This window comes from Thermanaerothrix solaris (assembly GCF_032334255.1).
In the GTDB taxonomy this organism is placed as follows: Bacteria; Chloroflexota; Anaerolineae; order Anaerolineales; family Anaerolineaceae; genus Thermanaerothrix; species Thermanaerothrix solaris.
Genome location: NZ_JAUHMF010000004.1, coordinates 1 through 17661, shown reverse-complemented (window position 1 = coordinate 17661; position 17661 = coordinate 1). Strand labels below are relative to the sequence as shown.

Sequence of the window (17661 nt, the reverse complement as noted above, 5' to 3'; positions counted from 1 at the left end):
GCCACCAGCCCCTTCATGTCCCCGCCGGGCAATGCTCCCGCCAGGGTGAGCAGGATGCTCACCCCCGCCAGCGCCCACGGCTGCCAGCCATCTGGATACACAATCCGCCACACCAGCGCCAGCCCAACCGCAGGCAGCGTCAGCCAGTCCGGCACCTCCCGATTGCGAAGGTCGTGCCGTGCGCAGACCAGGAGCCACAGAATCACCAAAACGCTCACGGGAACACCGCCTCCCTGGGCGGATTGCCATTGCGCTCCCAGAACAGGTTGAGCGCCGGACCCGGGTCGCGCTTGCCCTGCACGCGGTAGTGTCCCAGCACATGCTCGCCGTCCACCGGGAAGCCCCAGCGCCGGGCAATGTCCTCCACCAGACGCTTGAGCGCCTGCCGCTGTGCTTCCGGGTAGTCCTCCCACCAGCGCCAGCCAAACGCCATCCCGTAGTCTTCGTAAATCGTGCCCTGCCAATCCGGCGGCACTTTGCCCAGGTTCACCAGTTCGATCCCAATCGTTCTCGTCTCCGGCTTCCCGTCCCCGCACAGGAACGCCGGGCAGGACTTGACGCACCCCTCCACCCCGCACGCTACATGAGACGCCACCACCCGCTCCGGCACCAACTGATACACCCTTCCCTCCCGATCAATCACATAATGCGCGCTCACCCGGCTGTCGGGGTCACGCAGGTGCGCCAGCGCCCCCGCCAGTTCCCCCTCGGTCGCGTGCACCACCACCGCCTGCGGAACGTTCTCCCCACCGTGGTTGCAAGAGGGTAAGACGTAGGCCTCGGCGTAGTCGGCCTGGAACGATGCCGCTTTCCGCTTCGCGCATCCTTCCAGATACACCGTGACGTTGTCCGGCCTGGGCGTCGAGGTCACCGTCGGCAGTGGCCTCGGCGTCTCGGTCGGCAGGGGTGTGGGCGTTGGCCACACCGTCAGAACAGGCTCTGCATCCCCCTGCGCCTGTCCTGCGGCAGCGGGGACGTGCACCGACCCCCACACCCCGCCCACCAAAAGCAGGGTCAGCCCTGCCAGAAACGCGGCAAATCTCACCGGCGAGACAATCTCGATCCTCACGGCTTCAGCACCTGCATCCACACCGGATTGAGCGCCTGCCCCAGCATTTCATTTGGCGGCGCCGACAGATACGCCACCGCCAGACGGTTGTCCGTGGTGCGCACCCGCAGAACGTAGACCTTGCCCGGCGCCAGCGGCTGACGCGGGATGATCATCACCGCCCCCTGCGCCCACAGCGCCGTCCGTCCCTGCTGCTGCAAGCTCGGATTGGGGTTGATGTAGTTTCCCGCCGTCACCACACAGTGCGCCAACGCCGTACTGCCATCCAGAAGCGAGCTCTCCGCCACCTGTACCTCTCCCTCGCCAAAAGCGGCGATCAACACCGGCCCCGTCGGCGGCGTATACCCCGGACAGGCCGTCAGCGGGTTCGGCTCGCCCCGCCCGTCATACGCCAGCAGCGGCAGCGGTCGGCCGTTGCCCGGAAACGTCCAGGGATAACTCACGTTGCGCCCGTAGTCCAGCCCGTGGAAGACGTCCAAAGCCACCCCGTAGTAACTCCCCGACCAGGCGGTATCCAGCCGCGCGCTCCCAAAGCCCACTTCCACCAGCCGCCGATCCAGCGCCAAAAGCGCATGGAACGGCGAGGCCATCAGTGCATCCACCGCCTGCTCATCGCTCGGGAAGACGTCCACCCCAAAGCCGATGTTCGCCGCCTGGCCGCAGAAATCCCCCTCCGTGGTGTACCCGGGCAGGCCAGGGTCTTCGGTATGCGCCGCCGTCTGCAGGTTCACCATCCAGCGGGCATGGGCACGGCAGTTCGAGTGCAGTTCAAGGTTGCCCTCCACCCTCGGCGCAGACCCCACATACTGCCGCCACCAGTTCAGCCGTGCCACCGCCGCCGTCGGGTTGTACACCGGCGGGGGCGTGCTCCCCGCCTGCAGGATCAGCGGCAGAAACACCCGCGGTCGCAGCGGCGCAGACGCCGGATACAGCCGCACCTCCCAGGTCGTCACCGGGTCAACCGCCGTGCCGCTGCGCACCTCCGCAGCATACCCGCTGCGGCTGACCACCACCTCATACGCTTCCAGCCGCGGTACCTTGAGCAGGTAGACCTGCCGTGTCCCGTCCCACACCCCGTAGCGGGTGCAGGAATCGGCGGGAAGGGTCGCGCACTGCGGGATTTCCACCTGCGCGTCCGCTATCACCGCTCCCGTCTGCCCGTCCCGCACCGCGACCCACACCTCCACCCACGGCAGCGATTGGGCGTGAGCCACACCAACCGACATCATCAACAGGCAGATGATTCCTACCCAGAATAGTAACTTTTTCCCTTTCATCCTACCTACTCCGCAAAAATCGCCAACACCGGCCCCAGCGCCGCCACCAGCAGCAGCGCCACGAACGGCACGAAGAAGAACAGCGCCACCACCAGCACCAGGCGGCTGTCCAGCTTCTCCACCTCGCTCTGGAGTCTGGCGCGGTATTCCTGTCCCAACGCGCGGGCAATCTCCGCCATCAAGGCTGCCCCCGCCACACCCTTGCCGGCCACCAAATCCAACTGGCTGCCAAAGGCATGCAGCGCCGGAATGCCGCTGGCTCCCATCACTTCCACCAGCGTCCCACCAATCGGTTTGCGCGAAAAGAGCGGTTTGCCCGTCCCGCGGCTCATCTCCACCGCTTCCCGCAGTAGCACAGAAAGCGGCCCCGGTATCGCCGCCGCTCTCGCCACCGCTACGTCCGGCGCCGTCCCCGCCGCCAGTTCGGCGGCAATCAGCGCCGCCGTCTCCGGCAGGGTGCGGAACACCCGCTTGCGCACCGTGTTCGCCTTGCTGCGCAGCCGCACCAGCGGGTAGGCAAACGCCCCCACCGGCAGCAGGAAGGACACCGGCGCCGGGTTGACCAGGATCACTAGCGCCGCCAGTCCCGCAAACAGCAAGCCCTGGAACACCACCCCGCCGAGGGACTGCCCCAGGTACTGCCCGCCGCGCCGCGCCCAGCGCAGATGATCTTCCCACACCTTCACCGAGAGCAGTTTGCCCGCAACTACCTCCCCGATCTCTTCCTGCCGGGTCTTCTTCTCCGTGCGCTCGGCGTAGTAGTCGCTCAGGGCTTTGCTCGCCCGTCCCCGTCCCAGCGGCAGGTTCGCCACCACGCCCCACACCAGCAGGGCAAGCGACAGCGGAAACAACCACGTACTGATTTCCATCCCTCACCTCCGCTCCATGAAGAAGTCCCGCAGCGTCTCGAAGGCATACCCCAGGGCAAAGCCAACCGAAAGCCCCAAAAGCAGAAATCTCACTGCCTCGCTCATTCCATCACCTCCCGAATCATGTCGCCGATCACGTTCCACCCCAGCGCCGCCCACGCGAGCGCCACCAGCAACCCAATCTGCACCGTCGGGGTGTTAAACAGCCCCCCGCCCGCACTCGAGGACATGGCCACCACCAGCGATCCGCCCAGCGCCAGCAGGATGATCCGTATCGTCCCCCACGCCCCATCCGCCTTCGCCGCCGCCATGGCGCGCCCTTCCAGGATGGACGCGAGATTCTCGCTCGCCAGCCGAAACGCCTCCACGTACCCGCTCCCGCCGGTCTCCCACAACCGCTCCAACTCCATCACCGCCAGCATCAGGGACGGCGAGATGGCGGCGGCTTCCTCACGCATTTCCTCCAGCCCCTTGCGCCCGCCGGTCTGCATCGCCGACAGCAGCCGCTTCAGCCACGCCTGCAGCGGCCCCGCCGGATCGAGCGACGCGGTCACGTCCGCCACCGCCTCCGGGACGTTGGGCGTGGCCTGGATCGTCGCGCTCATGCGCAAGAGAAACGTGGGCAGTTCCTTCTCCAGCGCCAGGCGCATCTTGCTCCACGCCCCGTTGACCTGCCCGCTTACCACCACCCAGCCCAGCACCGGCACGAGCAGATACAGCGGCAGGGGCACACCCAGAAAGACCAGCACGACAAGTGCAACCAGCCCAACCACCGCCATCGCGCCGTAGTAGTACGCCTTCTCTTTGCCCACCACGTTCAGGCGGTACTGCATCCCCGCCAGGCGCACCTTGTGCTCGAACGACCCCGTGCGCACCGGCTTCTCTTCCTGCGGACTGAGCGGCTGGTAGTAGTCCGCCAGCGTTTTTGCCGCCCGCCCGCGCTTCTGCGCCAGCGCTTCGAAGGCGTAGTAGGCCAACGCCGCCAGCGACAGCGCCATGAGGATTTGTGCTATCACCCCGGTCATGTCTCCTCCACGTACATCCTCTCGTTTTGTCTCTCGTTTTGGATGAAAATGGTGGTCAGGGATACCTGCGCAGGGACGATCTCCGTGACGATCTCGTCCACCAGCCGATATTCCCTGGCCTGTTCGGGGAGCAGCGTCAGGGCGCGAAACAGGTCTCGCTCCACTTTTTCCAGCGCTTGCCCGGTAGCCTCGGAAAGCACCCGGCAGATATTGCGCTGATCGGTCTCCATCTCGCCGACAATCTCCCGCAACTGTTCGGTGGTGTACACGCCTTTCTCCAGCGGCGTGCGAATGCCGTGCAGCAAAAACCGCGTCTGCGGCGCCGCCAGCCGCCGCTTCCCGGCGCAGTACACCACCACTCCTATCGAATCCACCTGCCCGACGTTGTATGTCCATACCTCAATGGGCAGCCCACGCAGCAACGCATACAGCGTCAGTCCATAGGACACCGTGCCGCCGGGTGTGGACAGCAGCAGGTGCACGCGCTCCGTCCCGTCCTGCACGGCGCTCTGCAGGAGGTTCACCAAAAGCCCAAAACTCTCGCCGTTCACCGGCGCAAAGAACTGCACCCAGCGCTCTCGCCTCATCCCTCCCCTCCTCGTCTGCGGGTGATCTCCGCCATCTGCGCCTCACCCGCCTGATACAACCTCCTGAAGGTGACGTTCCCCGCTTTGAGTTCAGGGTTCACCTCCCACACCCCCAGCACCTGCCGCCGCCCGTCCTTCCAGCCCACCTGCACCACCACGTCCACCGCCATGGCGAACATCTCCTTGGCCGCCTCAATCCGCACCTGCGCGTCCGCCCACATCAGCACACACAGGCGGTGCACCGCCGCTTCAGGCCCCTCCGCGTGCAGGGTGGATAACCCCGGGTGATCCGACATCTGCGCCCGAAAGAGCGACAGCGCCGCCGTCCCGGTGCGCACCTCGCCCACGATCAGCCAGTTCGGCGCCATGCGCAGCGCATCGTCCACCCCGTCCGAGAGGGAATACCCCGGCACGTCGCTGCCCACCACACGCGGACGCGCTTCCAGCGTCACCACATTGGGATGCGGCAGCCAGATTTCCTCCGGGTCTTCGATCTTCACCACCCGCGCTTCTTTCGGTATCCCGTGCGCCAGCGCCGAGAGAAACGTGGTCTTGCCCGTCGCCGTCCCGCCGATCACCAAAACCCGCAAGCCCCCCGCCACCGCTTCCAGCAGGGCGTCCATCACCGCCGGCGGACACGTCTCCCACGCCACAATCTGCTCCGGCGGCACCGGCCGCGGCTCGAACAAACGAATGTTCACCGCCGGATACCCCAGCCCCGGCGCCAGCACCGGGTGCACAATCTTCACCCGCGCGCCGCCCATCCCTTCCATCCGCGGCAGTTTGGCGTCCACCGAGGGCTGGGCTTCCGAGATCGCCCGCCCAATCGGCGCCAGCAGCGCTTCCACACTCCGCCACACCTCGTCCAACCCGGGTTGGCGGTGATATTTCTCGAAATACCGCTCGCCCTTGCGCAATATCCAAATCGTCCCGTCCGGGTTGAGGACGATTTCGCTCAAATCGGTGCGGTTCGGCGGCAGTAGCTCGTCGAATGCGCCCAAGCCCCCAATCCGCGCCGCCACGCTCCTGGCCAGCGCCGCCAGGAGCTGCGGCGTGAGCAAGACCCCCAGCCGCGACGCCGCACTCGCCACCGCTGCCTGCGCCCGCGCCTGCAACTGCTGCCGATCACGCAGGACCGCCAGCGGCAGGTTCTTCAATTCCCCCGCCGCCACTTCCACAATTCTGGCTTCCTGTTCCGGCGTGGTCTGCGCCAAAAGCTCCAGCCAGCTCATAGCGTCACCCTCACCCCGAACAACGTGATCTGCTTTTTGCCGTTCTGCGGCGCCTGCGCTCCCTGCGGCGAGAACAGCGCATCCGCCAGCGGCTTCAAGCCCCGCGCAAAGGCCTCGCTCACGTTCAGCGGCAGCTTGCGCCCGTCCTGCGCCTCCCCCACCTTCGGCTCATCCGGGATCTGCGCCACCACCGGCGGGAAGGGTCGGCCGAGCAGCGCCGACGCCGCTTTGTGCCACTCGTCCAGGCTCATCCGCCCGCCCATGCGGTTCAGCGCCACGTACACCCCACTGGCGGGAATGTGGTGCTCGCCTGCCAGCCGCTCCACCACCGTCCGATAGGCTTCCACCGTGCGCATCACCCCCTCCAGGCTGGGACGCGCCACCAGCACCAGCGTGTTGGCAGCCGCCAGGGCTGCGCTCGCCAGCGCCGTCGGCGGCGCATCCAGCACGATCACCGCGTAGCCCATGTACGCCGCCGTCAGCACCAGCTTCGGGATGCTCTCCGGCGCATCCAACGGCGTGGTAATCGCTCGCGCTTCCGAGAGCACGTCCGGGAAGCCTGCCAGCACGTCCAGCGTGTCCACCTTCTGCAGCGCCAGCTTCAGCCCTTCCGCCGTGGGATTCGCCCGCCAGTGGTTCAGGTTCGGTTCGGGCTTCAGCCCCAGGATCAGCGGCAGGTCGTCCGGCGCACCCATCCCCACCAGCAGCGTGGGCAACCCCCGCCGCGCCGCTTCATACGCCAGGTTCGTGGCAACGGTGGTCTTGCCCACCCCGCCCGCCTGGTTCCACACCGCCACCACCCGCAAGCCCAGCGGCTGACCACCGCCCGCCGTCTGCGGACGGTTCCACAATGCCTCCATGCCCGCATTCAGCCGCGCTTGCCGCTGCGCCGTGGCCGCCGCATACATCTCCCCGGCTATCGCCACCAGGTTGATCTCCCCCTTGTACACCCCCTTCACGCAGGGGATCTGCGCCACGCCGTCCATGGCTTCACGGCTGGCTTCCATCGGCAGCAGGACATACGCCGCACCGTGGTAGCGCGTGAGGTCTTCGATCAGCGGCTGCGGGCCCGGGTAGATCCCCGCATCCAGCACCAGCACGTCCGGGTTGGTCACCAGTTTGCTGCGCAAGTCCTGCGGGTCGCCGGCCTGCATCGCCACCCGAAAGCGCGCATCCGCCGCCAGCGCCGTGTACCAGGCTTGCAGGCGCGGAATGGACCCCGCCAGCAGCACCGTCACCGCATCCGCCGACTGCACCAGGTTATTCGCGTTCCACATTCCACACCTCCTTTACGGCTTCTTTGTCGGTTCCGGGGTGCCCTGCACCTCCACCGCTGCCGCCTGTCCCGTGGGGGTTGGGGTCATCGTGGGCCCGGGGGTGATGACCAGGCTTTGCAGGGCAAGGCCGCTGGTCTGCGCCTCCTGCGCCTTCTCCGGCTCCAGCACCAGCCCGAACTGCGCCCCCTGGGTCGTCAGCGCCGGCAGCACGTCCAGCAGGTACAGCGGCTGCTCAATGTTCTCCGCGCCAAAACCGGCGGCAAAGGCATACGGCACCACCTTCATGTCGGTTGGGATGGCCAGCACCACCAGCCCGCGGGCTGCCCCTTCGACATCCGCCGCCGCTGCGGGAGAGCCGCCCCCGAACAGTCCACCGCCGGATGGCGTGGTTTGCGGGACCATCCCGGAATCGCGCTTGAACGCCGGATCCACCCACAGCACCCGCAGGCCTCCCACCAGGTACTTGGCAAAGGTCTGCTGCCCGCTGTTGACGATGACCGTCAGCCCAACCCGGTCGCCGGGCTTGAGCAGTCCTGCCAGCCCCTGCGCGGCGCTCACCTGCAGGGCCACCGCCCGCTCGTTGGGCCGGAGTTCCAGCACCTCACCACCCAGGTGCGCAGGCAGGATCGGGTCTCCAGCGCTACGCGCCACCCGCAGCCTCTGCCCCACCAGGCTCTGCACCTCGCTCACCGCGCCGTCTGGAGCAAGGCTTTTGGGCATCTCTTTCGTAGCCAGGTCGCTTTCCGCCAGCACCCGCCCTTCGGGCAGGTCTGCTGCCGCCACCACCACCGCCACCTGCGGTTCGGGCCGGTTCAAAGCCAGCGCCACCGCAAACACAACCATCGCTAAGACAATGGGCAAAAACTTCTTCATGCGCTTTCTCCTTCCGTATGTTGATGTTTTTCTTTCTGCACGGCAATCCAGGCCGCCAGGTCGCCAATCTCCTTCATCCCGTAGTCCAGCAGTTTCAATTCGCCCTTCTCGCGCTCGACGATGAGCACGAACACCTCGTCGAACAAATGGCGTTCGCGTAAACGATGGAGTATCTGCTCCAATTCTGCTTCGGTCATCATCACGGTCTCCTTGTCCAGGTCGGTTTCAACGTCGGCAGCACCACCGTCGGCAACTGCGGCGTCGGTGTTCCGCTGGCCAGGGGCGTGACGCTCGGCGTGATCGCCACCTCATACTCTGGCGTCGGCGTCCAGGTGGCTACCTCCGTCCACCACCCCACCGTGCGCGTCACCGTCGGGGTGCGGGTGGTCAGGCGCACCGGATCGCTCACCCCCGCCGGTGGTTCGTTTCCCAGCAGTTCAACCGCTATCAGCAACCCCACCGCTACACCCACCAGCAGCAGCCACATTCCCCATTGCCTCATCCGCCACCTCCAAGAAAAGCCAAAACCACGACAAGCAGCGTGACCCCAATGGTGATCACCGCCAACCCCACCAGCGTCCACTCCGCTGCCCCTGCCCGCTCGGGCCATTCAAACTCCCGTTCCAACTCAGACAACGGCAGCGTTTTGTCATCATCATTGCGAACACGTCGTTTCCATCTCACAGCGTAATCCTCCCCAACTTCTGCGCAATTTCCTCGTCCGTCGGCTCCGGCGCCACCACCGCCAGCGGGCGGAACAGAAACGGCTGCTGCAGCTCCCGGCTGTGGGCATACGGAAACCGCCCCAGGAACATCCCGATCTGCAAGTCCGCCAGGAAGCGCCGCCAGGGTTCGTCCACGAAGCCTTTTTCGCTGCGCGCAATCGCCGACAGCACGATGTCCTTGTCCTTCGGGTTCTTCAGAAACCCCACCACCAGGTTGTTGCAACTGCTGATGATGTCCTGTGGTATCAAACTCGGCGCCTGCGTGATCACGTGCAGCCGCGCCTTGTACTTGCGCGCGTCGCGGAACATGTCCCCAAAGCGCTGGCTCAAACTCACCCCGCCGCTCTCGTCATCCCCACTTCCGGCGTCCACCCCGGCAAATATCTTGTTGGCCTCCTCGAAGAAAATCTGCAATATCGGCTCATCCGTGTTGACCTCATGCACCCGCCGCGCCACCATGTCCGTGTACAGGTGCCACCCCGCCCAGCCCAGGAGAAATGCCTTGCCGAAGTCGTCCAGGAACATGCCCCCCTCGATGATCGCCACCCCCCAGGGCTTGGCCAGGTCTTCCATCGGCACGCAATCCGCACCCGCCGCAAACTGCGCCGCCGCTGCCCCCTGCACCAGCGCGTTCATGCGGTACAGTATCCCTTCCAGCACCCCCGTCAGCATCGTGTCCCGCGGGTTCACCCGTGAGAGTTTATCCTCCACCTGACGATACAGGGTGGACAAATCCACCTTGCTCGAACGGTACACCGCCAGCCGCTGCCGCTGGATGATCGTCAGGTCGCCCAGCGGCGTCCCCGCAGGCGCTTCGGCAATGTCCGCCTCTTCGGGTTGGACGAACCCCCACAGCGCATCTCCCCGCACTTCACGGTCGTCCACCAGCACCCCGGCTTGCAGATACACCGCCCGCAGCGCATCCAGCAGTTCCTGCTTCTGCCGCTTCACCCCCAGCCGCGCCACACTGCCGAAGATGTCCGCAAACGCCCGCCACTGCGTCTCCGGGTTGATGTTCCGCCCGATCTGCAGCGGGTTCCAGCGCAGGGGTCGCGCCGCCGTCGGCCACAACTGGCGGATGTCCACGTGCCCCTCCAGCCCCGGGGCGTTCAGCAGACTGCGCCAGCCTGCGCCGAAGTCCAGCACCACCGTCCGCAGGTGCCACTTGACCGTCGTCTCATACGCCAGGCGCATCGCCGCCACCGATTTGCCGTACCCGGTATCCGCGGCGAACAGGGTATGAAACAGCCGCTCCGCATCCAGCCGCACCTGCGCCCGCGTCAGGTCGCGCGTCAGCGGGCTGTACTGGTGCCCCAGCACCACGTCCCCCGGCATGTCCGGGTAGAAGGTCAACCCCTTGGGCGTCGGCGCTATCGTCACCACCGCGGTGCTCTCCTCCACCAGCCCCGGCGCGGTATACGCCGCCAGCTGCCCCGCCGTGAGCAATGTCCCGTACTTCGTCCATAAAATTCCACCGAACAGGTCGCCATCATGCTCACCGCAGGGCGTGAACGACAGCGCATACTCGCGGATCTTCGGGTCGTCCACCCGCACCGTCAGCACCGGCGTCGGCACGTTCGTCCCGTGGAACGCCTGGCTCGCCAGCGTCTCCCCCGCTCTGGCACCTTCGTCCGTGTCCACCAGCAGCAGCGCGTCCGTCATGAAGCCGCCTTCTGCCGCCGCCTGGTTCACCAGCCCCTCGAACTGCCGCAGGAGTTCCGTGAGGCGCTCCGCCACGTCGTCCTCCGTCTGCCACGACCGCCCCACGTTCACCCCCGGCACCAGCCCGGTCGAAAAGCCGCCGGTGAAGGCCTGCCCGCTCATCCGCGATACGCCCTGCCCCAAGCTCTCCCCCTCGGCGTAACTGCGCCCGTGCTGCACGCTTTTCGTCTCGGTCGTCCCCCACGATTCGCTCCTGCCGCTCGTGTGCGCCCACATGCGGCTCACCGCCCAGCCCTCGTTTTGCCCGCTCACCTGACTGCTCCCGCGCGTCACGCTCCACGCTTCCCCCTCCGTGTGCGCGCCGCCCGTGGTGTCCGCCGTCCCGTGCGTCTCGGCATGCCCGCTCGTTGTGGTCGTGCTCTCGAACGTCGAACCACCGCTCGCCCACGTCTGACTGACCCCCGCATTCCACCCGCTGCTCTCCCCGGCGCTCCACCCGCTGGTGTGGCTCTGCGTCACCCCGCTCGTGGTCGTGAGCGTGTTCCCGCTTGTCTGCGTCAGCCCAACCGTCTCGCTCACCGTCTGCCCACCGCCGATGCCCACGCCCAGGATCTTCGCGTCCGCCGTGTATCCCGTGCTCAGACTCCCGCCGTGTGAGAGCGCCTCGCTCTGGCTCACCCCATGCGCCACCGCGCTCGAGCTCGCCGTCCCGTCGCTCACGCTGTGCGTCAGGGTGCTCCCCCCGCTCACCCCCTGCATCACCCCACCCCCGCTCATCCAGCTGCTGCCGCTCCCCTGGCTGTGCGAAACGGCCGTGCTCTCGGTCACGCTGTGGCTCACCGTGTGCGCCCACGACTGCGTGTCGGCGCTCGAGCGGGTGTATCCCTGCCCTTCGCTCTCCGCCTGCGCCTGGCTCACGCCCACCATGTGCGTTTCGCTCCCCCCGCTCGTCCAGGCTTCGCTCCTCCCTACCGCGTGACTGTCCGAATGCGCCTCCCCCCAGCCCTGCGTCACCCCCTGCGCCGTGCTGTGCGCCACCGCCTGCGTCCCGCCCTGTCCTCCGCTCACCGCCTGCCCCAACGCCGCCAACAATGGCACGCCCAGCGAAAAGCCGATGTTCACGCTCCCCCGCCGTCGGGAAGCAAAATTGCTTGCCACCCGCGCCACGTCCACCAGCGCCCGCGACAACCGCCTCCGATCCACGTGCGCCGCCGTCACCTGAAACACGAAATCCTGCCGCAGTTTCGCCAATCCCCGAAACAGGATCTCGTTCTGCTCCTCCGCCAGGTCGTCCTCGGCGTAGTCCGGCAGTTTCCCGTCTGCCCCCAATCCGCGCTTCGATGCCCGCGGGTCGGGGTGTCCCAAGAGCGCAAGCACGTTCTTCGCCCGTTTGGTCACGAACTCCAGATACCATTCGATCCAGCGCAAGTCCGGCGGCCGCGTTTGCGATTGCGGAAAGTTCGCCAGCGCCGCCTCCACCGCCGCCAGCCCTTCCAGCGCCATCCCCGCTGCCGTCTCGCGGTTCGTCCCTTCCCCCGCCGCGCCGTACAGCTGCACCACCCCCACATGCTCGGGGTGGAAAATCCCCAGCGCCGTGTACACGTAGTCCACCCCGGCGTTATACAGCCCACGCAGGGCCGCCCACTGCCGCCCCAGCGTGTCCACCCCTTCCCGCACGTCATACGGCACGCTCGCCAACTCCCGCAACGCCACACAGCGGTATTTCTCCCCTTCCGCCGTCTCCAGCCGAAACCAGGCGTACCGCAGCACGCCCTCTTCGATGTGCAGTCCGTTGTCCACTACCCGTATCATGGCTTCCCTCGCGAACGATATCGGAAGAGGAGGTCATCCGCCTCGCCCTGCACCGGCGGATGCACGAACAAGCCCTGGAGCATCAGCGCCAGCACCCCCAGCGGGAACAGGTACAGCGCAATGCTGGCCAGCGCCGAGAGATACACCTGCCCCTGCTGCAACGCCGGGTCGCTCATGGCGGGGAGCAGCCAGGTGCGGTACGCCACAAAGCCCAGCGCGATCAGGCCGTATAGCCCCAACCCCCGCACCAGCGTCCAGTGCGTGTTCTGCGGGTTGAGCCGCTCCAGCCGCTTGGCCACCAGCCCCCCGGCCGTCATCACCAGCATCAAGAACGCCACCGGAAACGGCGCCATCACCCCTGCCACCACGGACAGCACCGCCACCGCCAGCGTCCAGGTGCGCTGGCTCTCCGGCGCCTCCAGCACCGCATACCCCAGCGCCGGCACCAGCAACACCACCCACAGGTGCTCCACCGTCAGCCACACCAGCCCCAGAACGCCATTTGCCAGCCACACCAAAGGCAGCCACCACGCGCTCATCGCCACGCCCCGCTCAGGATGTTCTCCATCAGCCACACCTTCACCGGCTCGGGCAGCGTCCTGGTCGTGCACTGCCCGTCCGACTGGCACGCTGTGACGTTGATGGCGTACTCCCCCGGATCGCGCGGGCGGAAGAAGCGACAGTCCAGCTCCGCGTCGGGAGTGTTGTACCCCACCAGCCCCGTACCGGTGGAACAGAGGCTGTATGCATGGCCAATATCCGCCACCTCCGGGTACTGCGGGTAGCTCCCCTTCAGCCGCACGTTGATGTACCGCTGGGATAACTCCCCGAAGATCCAGTCCAGCGTCCGCTGCGTCAGCGTCAGGTTGATCGTTATGCCGGTGATGTTCGCCCGCTGCCCCGTCCCGCAGGTCGTGTCCTCCCCACCGTGCGCTTTGATGTCGTTGATCGTCATCCCCAACGCTTCCCCATACGGCGGCTGCTCCTGCGACCACACAATCGGATACGGCGGGTCTACCGTGTAGGTGTCCTCAATCGTCGGCGGCGCATACTGCGGCGTGCAGCCACCACCACCGCCACCACAACAATCAACATCAGCCCAAACACCTTGTCCAATGCAATTCGGCATATAGGCTTGGGTTCGTCTAACACCGTTGATCACAACCGTTCGCGTCCCATAAGGCCAGCCCATCCAATCCGTGACATTGCAGTCGCCAGAAGAATCTGGACTACAGCGATACGGCCAGTTCTTCCACTCGGAAACTTTACTACCAGCGCACTCTGCGTACTTCATTCCTCCTGTGTAATCGCAGCACTTGCCTGCACCGCACCACCTGTCCGCAGGCCTGTTGCACGTCTGTGCCACAGCGCACTGTGCCTGGGGCCACAGAGCAACACCGACAGCAATCAGCAACCCCATGAGGGCCGCCTTCCACCACTTCGACAGGATAAATCGCCAGTTGATTGTCATGGTTCACCTCCGGGTAAATCAATCTTGTCAGAAAGTTGTCGCGGTTCATCAGGGCTAAGACGCGGCTTGGTTGATGGTACACTCTGCCACGCCAACACCCATCCTTCGGGAATGGGGTAGTTTATCCCGACGATCCCAGACGTAACGCTTTCATCCAGTCCGTAAGTGTCCTGCATGAACTTTCCCAGTTGGCAGAAAGTACTGTCGCCGCACTTTTCCCAATCAATCCCGGTACGGCTGACAAAATCGCCCTGGACAAGAGCAAAAATCTTGCGTCCCCTTTCGAGAAAATTGTTGTCTTTCAGATACTCTAAATACTCGTCACGATCTCTGAAACGTCCTTCAAGACTGGAGCCGTCATAATCCAACATGTAGGGGGTGTACCTTTGTCCGTCGTAAACGCCAAGCACGAGGGGGTACAAAACCACGCTGGTATTCCGCTCGTACACCCACAGGACATCGAGTGTCCAACCGCCAGTTTGCATGGTCTCCATCTTGCCTGTGGATACCATCCGGGCAATGAAATAGTTCCCGTCTGGCGAGTCGTAATAACGGTGCGGGAAAGAATCTTTTGGCAGTTGCTTGAGCAGATGGTCTCTCAGGTCCGGTTCTACGGTCGGGTAGTACCGTGGCGCCTCCGTCGGCGTAGCCGTAGGTCGGGGAGTACGAGTCGGCGTGGGGGTAGCCATCAACCCACATCCGGTCAGCAAGAGAACGAACAGAAAAAGCAGTTTGCGCATCTCCTACCTCCGTTTGTTCTGGCGTTAACGAAAAGAACCCACATCCCGAACCGGTGTGGGCGCTTTTTAGAGCGTTGACCACCCGTCTACGTCGGGCTATGGGTTCACGTCTGATCAGGATAGTAACAAAAAAGAGCGCCGCCCGCAAGCAGCGTTCGGCGCTCCCTAACGTCACTTTTGCCTTACAATCACCTTACATTTGCCCCCTCAGCAACCACACCCCAAACACGGATGAAACCGTCCATTCCCTGCGTGACAAATAAGCGTTCGTCGCGTGAAAAAGTGATCCTTCGCACTGGTATTCTAAAAGCGAATACGACATGTAAGTCTTCCGGGTTCAAAAATCCTACTACTTGCTCAAAGGACGGAAAGAAGGAGCTGACTGCCAGCAGACGGCTTGAGACTGTAGCCGATATGTAGCCATTTATAACAAAATCTGTTTTCACCTCGCTGGTCTGCCTCGTTTTCAAGTTCACGGCCTTTATGGTCATAACGTCAAACAAATACAGTTTCTCGCCATCTGCGTCCATCGTGTGGTAATTGAATTCTGGATACTTCAGGAGCGACTGGAATTGCGCGCCGCGCATCAACACCACATACAACGTCGAAGTCCCGTTAAGATACCCGATGCTCACCAAATCACCATCGGCTGTAGTTGCAGACGATACCACATAGCCTTGCTGAGAGAATATTTTTCGCTTCTCCTCGAGGTCAAAAACAGCAAAAAAACTGCCTCCTGGAGATTTTGTCCACTGGACAACCGCTATGTGCTTGAACACGAGAACATCGTTCGGGTCTTTGCCGATGGTGTACCCCTCTGGAACAGTGACCTCAAACAACGTCTCGCCATCTTTGAGCATAGCCCACTTGTTTCCAGAGACTTTTTGGGCCGAGTAACAATGCGATTGAGACACCGCGTCGCAGTCATTTGGACGCAGTACTAGAGTTCCATCGTCTTGAATGTCGAGAAACTCCCCAATCTCCCCTTCCGCCTTCCAAGTGAACGTCCTCACCTGCTCCCCATCCAGATACGGAAAGCCCTCTTCGACCTCGTTCTTGCTCACCCACTCCCCGCTGGCAATGTCCACCAGGATCGCCTGTGCCTTGACCCGCACATTTCCCTGACCGTCATACAATGCAGGCGTGGTGATCACCATCTGCCCACCGTCAACCCCAAACTGCACCTGCGGCAGGGCGTACTGATCCGCCTCCCATCCACTCACCTGCCGCACCAGCTTGCGGTCTTCCACGCGGTACACGTCCACCTGTCCAGCACGCACCACCGCCGCCAGCGTCCCATCGGGCGAGAATACTAGCCCACAACTCCCCTCCATCACCCCGCACCACGGCAGGCTCTGCTTTGGCAGACGCTTCTCCCAGCCCTCGCCCAGTTCCGCCACCGGATACAGCCGCAGGCCATCAAAGAGCGTTGCCAGGTACCGTCCGTCAGGAGAAAACACCGCTCCCATCCCCCGCACGGTATCGAGCAGACTGCCGTCCGCCACACGGTACACGTCCACCTTGTCGGTCTCCTGCCAGTCCGCCTTCTTGCGCTGCACTGCCAGCAGTTTTCCATCCGGGGAAATAGCCACGGACTTCAATGCCCAGGCATCCCCAATCGGCAGGTCAAACGCCTGCACCTTCTCACCGTCCCTCGTCCACACCGTCAGCACACCCTCGCCGGCCAACGTAAGCAGGTACTGCCCGTCGGGGGTCAGGTCGAGGTCTCGCAGGAACTCCACCTCAAACCCGCCGGTCTTCGTCTGTGTGCGGGCATCGTAGAACTCCAGCCCCAGGGTGGTGCCCACCACAATCGTCTTCCCGTCTGCCGTTAGGCGGTAGGGGTTCTTGTCCAGCAGGCGGGGGTAGCCGTAACGGGCAATCTCACGCAAACGCTGGACGTTCTCCGCCGTGATCACCTCATACGGCAAATCGGGGATAGGCGTGCCGTTGGTGACGGGCAGGGTCACCGGCGTAGGCGTAGGGGTGAAAGTCGGCGTAGGGCTTGCGGTAGGCGCTGCGGTTGGGGTGGATGTCGGAATAGCGGTCGGGCTTGGCGTGATCGTTGGCGTGGTCTCGGCCGTCGGTTCGGATGCGGCGGGTATACAGGCCGCCAGTCCCGCAGTGGCAATCAACAGGATGAGAGGAATGAAGACAAAATGAATGCGATTCAAATCACACCTCGCTGGGTAAATTGACTTGAATTACTCCTCTCAGTCGTTCCAGTTGTTCACGATCTCGTGTAACCAGTATTGAACCAAAGCGCAATGCTACCGCACTGTACACGGCATCTGCTCCGCGTAGTTTACATCGCTCTGCCAGGTCAACGGCAACCTCGGCAGTGGTTTCGTCCAGCGGAATGAATACATGATGGGGCAGGTCTTTGACGCCCTGGACAAAGTACAGGACATGCTCGCGCTTTACACCGCCTCTTGCCAGTACTGCAGCCAATTCAGGAAGCAGCAGCGTAGGTGAGATCATCGGCTCACGAGTCTGGCGTATTTTTTCCAGAAATGCCAAACTCTCTTGGCTGCCCTCTTCCCCTGGACGGAAAGCATTGATCCACACGCTGGCATCCACCGTTACCGGACTCATCCCCTCACCTCATCCAGCAGTTCTTCCGTAGTCCGTGAAGTTTTCCACTCCAGTAAAGCACCTGCACGATAGAGGGCATCCCAGGCATCCGGCTTTGGCGCTTCAGAGACTGGCTCAACGGGGATGATCAATGCAACGGGACGCCCGCGGACGGATACCACGTAGCGCATCCCCTGTTGAACCTTGCGAACAATTTCTCCTGCTCTGGCTTTGAGTACTCGAATCCCTACGTATTCGGGCATGACAGCCTCCTGAATTAAGTAGTCTCTTTTGAGACTACAATATAACAAAATTCAACTGTTGTCAAGAGGGTATCTACCACTTCTCCAGCCAGAACCGGCTCAAATCCCCCGCTTTTGCCTGCTGTGCCAGCGTGCGCAAATCGGTGGCTCGCCCAGGGATGCCCATGGCTTTCAGGCGCTCCACCATCCAGTATCGCGTGATCGG

General features: G+C 64.0%; 19 protein-coding genes. All 19 read right to left on the bottom strand.

The window, feature by feature from the left end:
- Nucleotides 1-218: A24 family peptidase (locus QYE77_RS14475; RefSeq protein WP_315626193.1), on the bottom strand; the 218-nt coding region annotated here is incomplete at its 3' end.
- Nucleotides 215-1069 (bottom strand): N-acetylmuramoyl-L-alanine amidase, encoded by an 855-nt coding sequence (locus tag QYE77_RS14470; RefSeq protein WP_315626192.1) that lies wholly within the window; start codon nucleotides 1067-1069, stop codon nucleotides 215-217. The genes QYE77_RS14470 and QYE77_RS14475, both read right to left, overlap by 4 nt.
- Complete coding sequence (locus QYE77_RS14465) at nucleotides 1066-2346, bottom strand: CAP domain-containing protein (protein WP_315626191.1); 1281 nt, start codon at nucleotides 2344-2346, stop codon at nucleotides 1066-1068. The genes QYE77_RS14470 and QYE77_RS14465 overlap by 4 nt, the downstream gene beginning before the upstream one ends.
- Nucleotides 2347-2351: 5 nt before the next feature.
- A complete protein-coding gene (locus QYE77_RS14460) occupies nucleotides 2352-3215 on the bottom strand; it encodes a hypothetical protein (protein ID WP_315626190.1) in 864 nt (287 codons plus the stop codon).
- A gap of 101 nt (nucleotides 3216-3316) precedes the next feature.
- Nucleotides 3317-4240, bottom strand: coding sequence for a hypothetical protein (locus QYE77_RS14455; protein ID WP_315626189.1), 924 nt, complete (start codon nucleotides 4238-4240; stop codon nucleotides 3317-3319).
- Nucleotides 4237-4827: a ClpP family protease gene (locus tag QYE77_RS14450; protein WP_315626188.1), complete on the bottom strand. Its 591-nt coding sequence runs from the start codon at nucleotides 4825-4827 to the stop codon at nucleotides 4237-4239. Before QYE77_RS14450 ends, QYE77_RS14455 begins: the two co-directional genes overlap by 4 nt.
- Nucleotides 4824-6059 carry a CpaF family protein gene (locus QYE77_RS14445; protein WP_315626187.1) on the bottom strand — a complete coding sequence of 412 codons (1236 nt, stop codon included), beginning with the start codon at nucleotides 6057-6059 and terminating at the stop codon, nucleotides 4824-4826. The genes QYE77_RS14450 and QYE77_RS14445 overlap by 4 nt, the downstream gene beginning before the upstream one ends.
- A complete protein-coding gene (locus QYE77_RS14440; protein WP_315626186.1) occupies nucleotides 6056-7336 on the bottom strand; it encodes an AAA family ATPase in 1281 nt (426 codons plus the stop codon). The genes QYE77_RS14445 and QYE77_RS14440 overlap by 4 nt, the downstream gene beginning before the upstream one ends.
- Nucleotides 7337-7348: 12 nt before the next feature.
- Nucleotides 7349-8209 (bottom strand): Flp pilus assembly protein CpaB, encoded by an 861-nt coding sequence (gene cpaB / locus QYE77_RS14435; RefSeq protein ID WP_315626185.1) that lies wholly within the window; start codon nucleotides 8207-8209, stop codon nucleotides 7349-7351.
- The gene (locus QYE77_RS14430) at nucleotides 8206-8409 is read right to left on the bottom strand and encodes a hypothetical protein (RefSeq protein WP_315626183.1); all 204 of its coding nucleotides are present in this window, start codon (nucleotides 8407-8409) and stop codon (nucleotides 8206-8208) included. The genes cpaB and QYE77_RS14430 overlap by 4 nt, the downstream gene beginning before the upstream one ends.
- Nucleotides 8409-8696 (bottom strand): hypothetical protein, encoded by a 288-nt coding sequence (locus tag QYE77_RS14425; RefSeq protein ID WP_315626182.1) that lies wholly within the window; start codon nucleotides 8694-8696, stop codon nucleotides 8409-8411. The genes QYE77_RS14430 and QYE77_RS14425 overlap by 1 nt, the downstream gene beginning before the upstream one ends.
- Nucleotides 8697-8707: 11 nt before the next feature.
- Nucleotides 8708-8893, bottom strand: a complete 186-nt coding sequence (locus QYE77_RS14420) for a hypothetical protein (protein ID WP_315626181.1) — start codon at nucleotides 8891-8893, stop codon at nucleotides 8708-8710.
- Nucleotides 8890-12408 (bottom strand): serine-rich protein, encoded by a 3519-nt coding sequence (locus QYE77_RS14415; protein ID WP_315626180.1) that lies wholly within the window; start codon nucleotides 12406-12408, stop codon nucleotides 8890-8892. Before QYE77_RS14415 ends, QYE77_RS14420 begins: the two co-directional genes overlap by 4 nt.
- Nucleotides 12405-13403, bottom strand: coding sequence for a hypothetical protein (locus tag QYE77_RS14410; RefSeq protein WP_315626179.1), 999 nt, complete (start codon nucleotides 13401-13403; stop codon nucleotides 12405-12407). The genes QYE77_RS14415 and QYE77_RS14410 overlap by 4 nt, the downstream gene beginning before the upstream one ends.
- A gap of 19 nt (nucleotides 13404-13422) precedes the next feature.
- A complete protein-coding gene (locus QYE77_RS14405; protein ID WP_315626178.1) occupies nucleotides 13423-13560 on the bottom strand; it encodes a hypothetical protein in 138 nt (45 codons plus the stop codon).
- Nucleotides 13561-13875: 315 nt separating this feature from the next.
- Complete coding sequence (locus QYE77_RS14400; protein ID WP_315626176.1) at nucleotides 13876-14619, bottom strand: hypothetical protein; 744 nt, start codon at nucleotides 14617-14619, stop codon at nucleotides 13876-13878.
- Between the two features lie 188 nt (nucleotides 14620-14807).
- Nucleotides 14808-16793 (bottom strand): WD40 repeat domain-containing protein, encoded by a 1986-nt coding sequence (locus QYE77_RS14395; RefSeq protein ID WP_315626175.1) that lies wholly within the window; start codon nucleotides 16791-16793, stop codon nucleotides 14808-14810.
- Between the two features lies 1 nt (nucleotide 16794).
- Nucleotides 16795-17214, bottom strand: a complete 420-nt coding sequence (locus QYE77_RS14390) for a type II toxin-antitoxin system VapC family toxin (protein WP_315626174.1) — start codon at nucleotides 17212-17214, stop codon at nucleotides 16795-16797.
- The gene (locus tag QYE77_RS14385) at nucleotides 17211-17456 is read right to left on the bottom strand and encodes a type II toxin-antitoxin system Phd/YefM family antitoxin (protein WP_315626173.1); all 246 of its coding nucleotides are present in this window, start codon (nucleotides 17454-17456) and stop codon (nucleotides 17211-17213) included. The genes QYE77_RS14390 and QYE77_RS14385 overlap by 4 nt, the downstream gene beginning before the upstream one ends.
- Between the last annotated feature and the right edge of the window lie 205 nt (nucleotides 17457-17661).

Coding starts and splice junctions, on each gene's coding strand:
- QYE77_RS14465 (WP_315626191.1), bottom strand. CDS start 2,346: ATGAAAGGGAAAAAGTTACTATTCTGGGTAGGAATCATCTGCCTGTTG.
- QYE77_RS14460 (WP_315626190.1), bottom strand. CDS start 3,215: ATGGAAATCAGTACGTGGTTGTTTCCGCTGTCGCTTGCCCTGCTGGTG.
- QYE77_RS14455 (WP_315626189.1), bottom strand. CDS start 4,240: ATGACCGGGGTGATAGCACAAATCCTCATGGCGCTGTCGCTGGCGGCG.
- QYE77_RS14450 (WP_315626188.1), bottom strand. CDS start 4,827: ATGAGGCGAGAGCGCTGGGTGCAGTTCTTTGCGCCGGTGAACGGCGAG.
- QYE77_RS14445 (WP_315626187.1), bottom strand. CDS start 6,059: ATGAGCTGGCTGGAGCTTTTGGCGCAGACCACGCCGGAACAGGAAGCC.
- QYE77_RS14440 (WP_315626186.1), bottom strand. CDS start 7,336: ATGTGGAACGCGAATAACCTGGTGCAGTCGGCGGATGCGGTGACGGTG.
- cpaB (WP_315626185.1), bottom strand. CDS start 8,209: ATGAAGAAGTTTTTGCCCATTGTCTTAGCGATGGTTGTGTTTGCGGTG.
- QYE77_RS14430 (WP_315626183.1), bottom strand. CDS start 8,409: ATGATGACCGAAGCAGAATTGGAGCAGATACTCCATCGTTTACGCGAA.
- QYE77_RS14425 (WP_315626182.1), bottom strand. CDS start 8,696: ATGTGGCTGCTGCTGGTGGGTGTAGCGGTGGGGTTGCTGATAGCGGTT.
- QYE77_RS14415 (WP_315626180.1), bottom strand. CDS start 12,408: ATGATACGGGTAGTGGACAACGGACTGCACATCGAAGAGGGCGTGCTG.
- QYE77_RS14400 (WP_315626176.1), bottom strand. CDS start 14,619: ATGCGCAAACTGCTTTTTCTGTTCGTTCTCTTGCTGACCGGATGTGGG.
- QYE77_RS14390 (WP_315626174.1), bottom strand. CDS start 17,214: ATGAGTCCGGTAACGGTGGATGCCAGCGTGTGGATCAATGCTTTCCGT.
- QYE77_RS14385 (WP_315626173.1), bottom strand. CDS start 17,456: ATGCCCGAATACGTAGGGATTCGAGTACTCAAAGCCAGAGCAGGAGAA.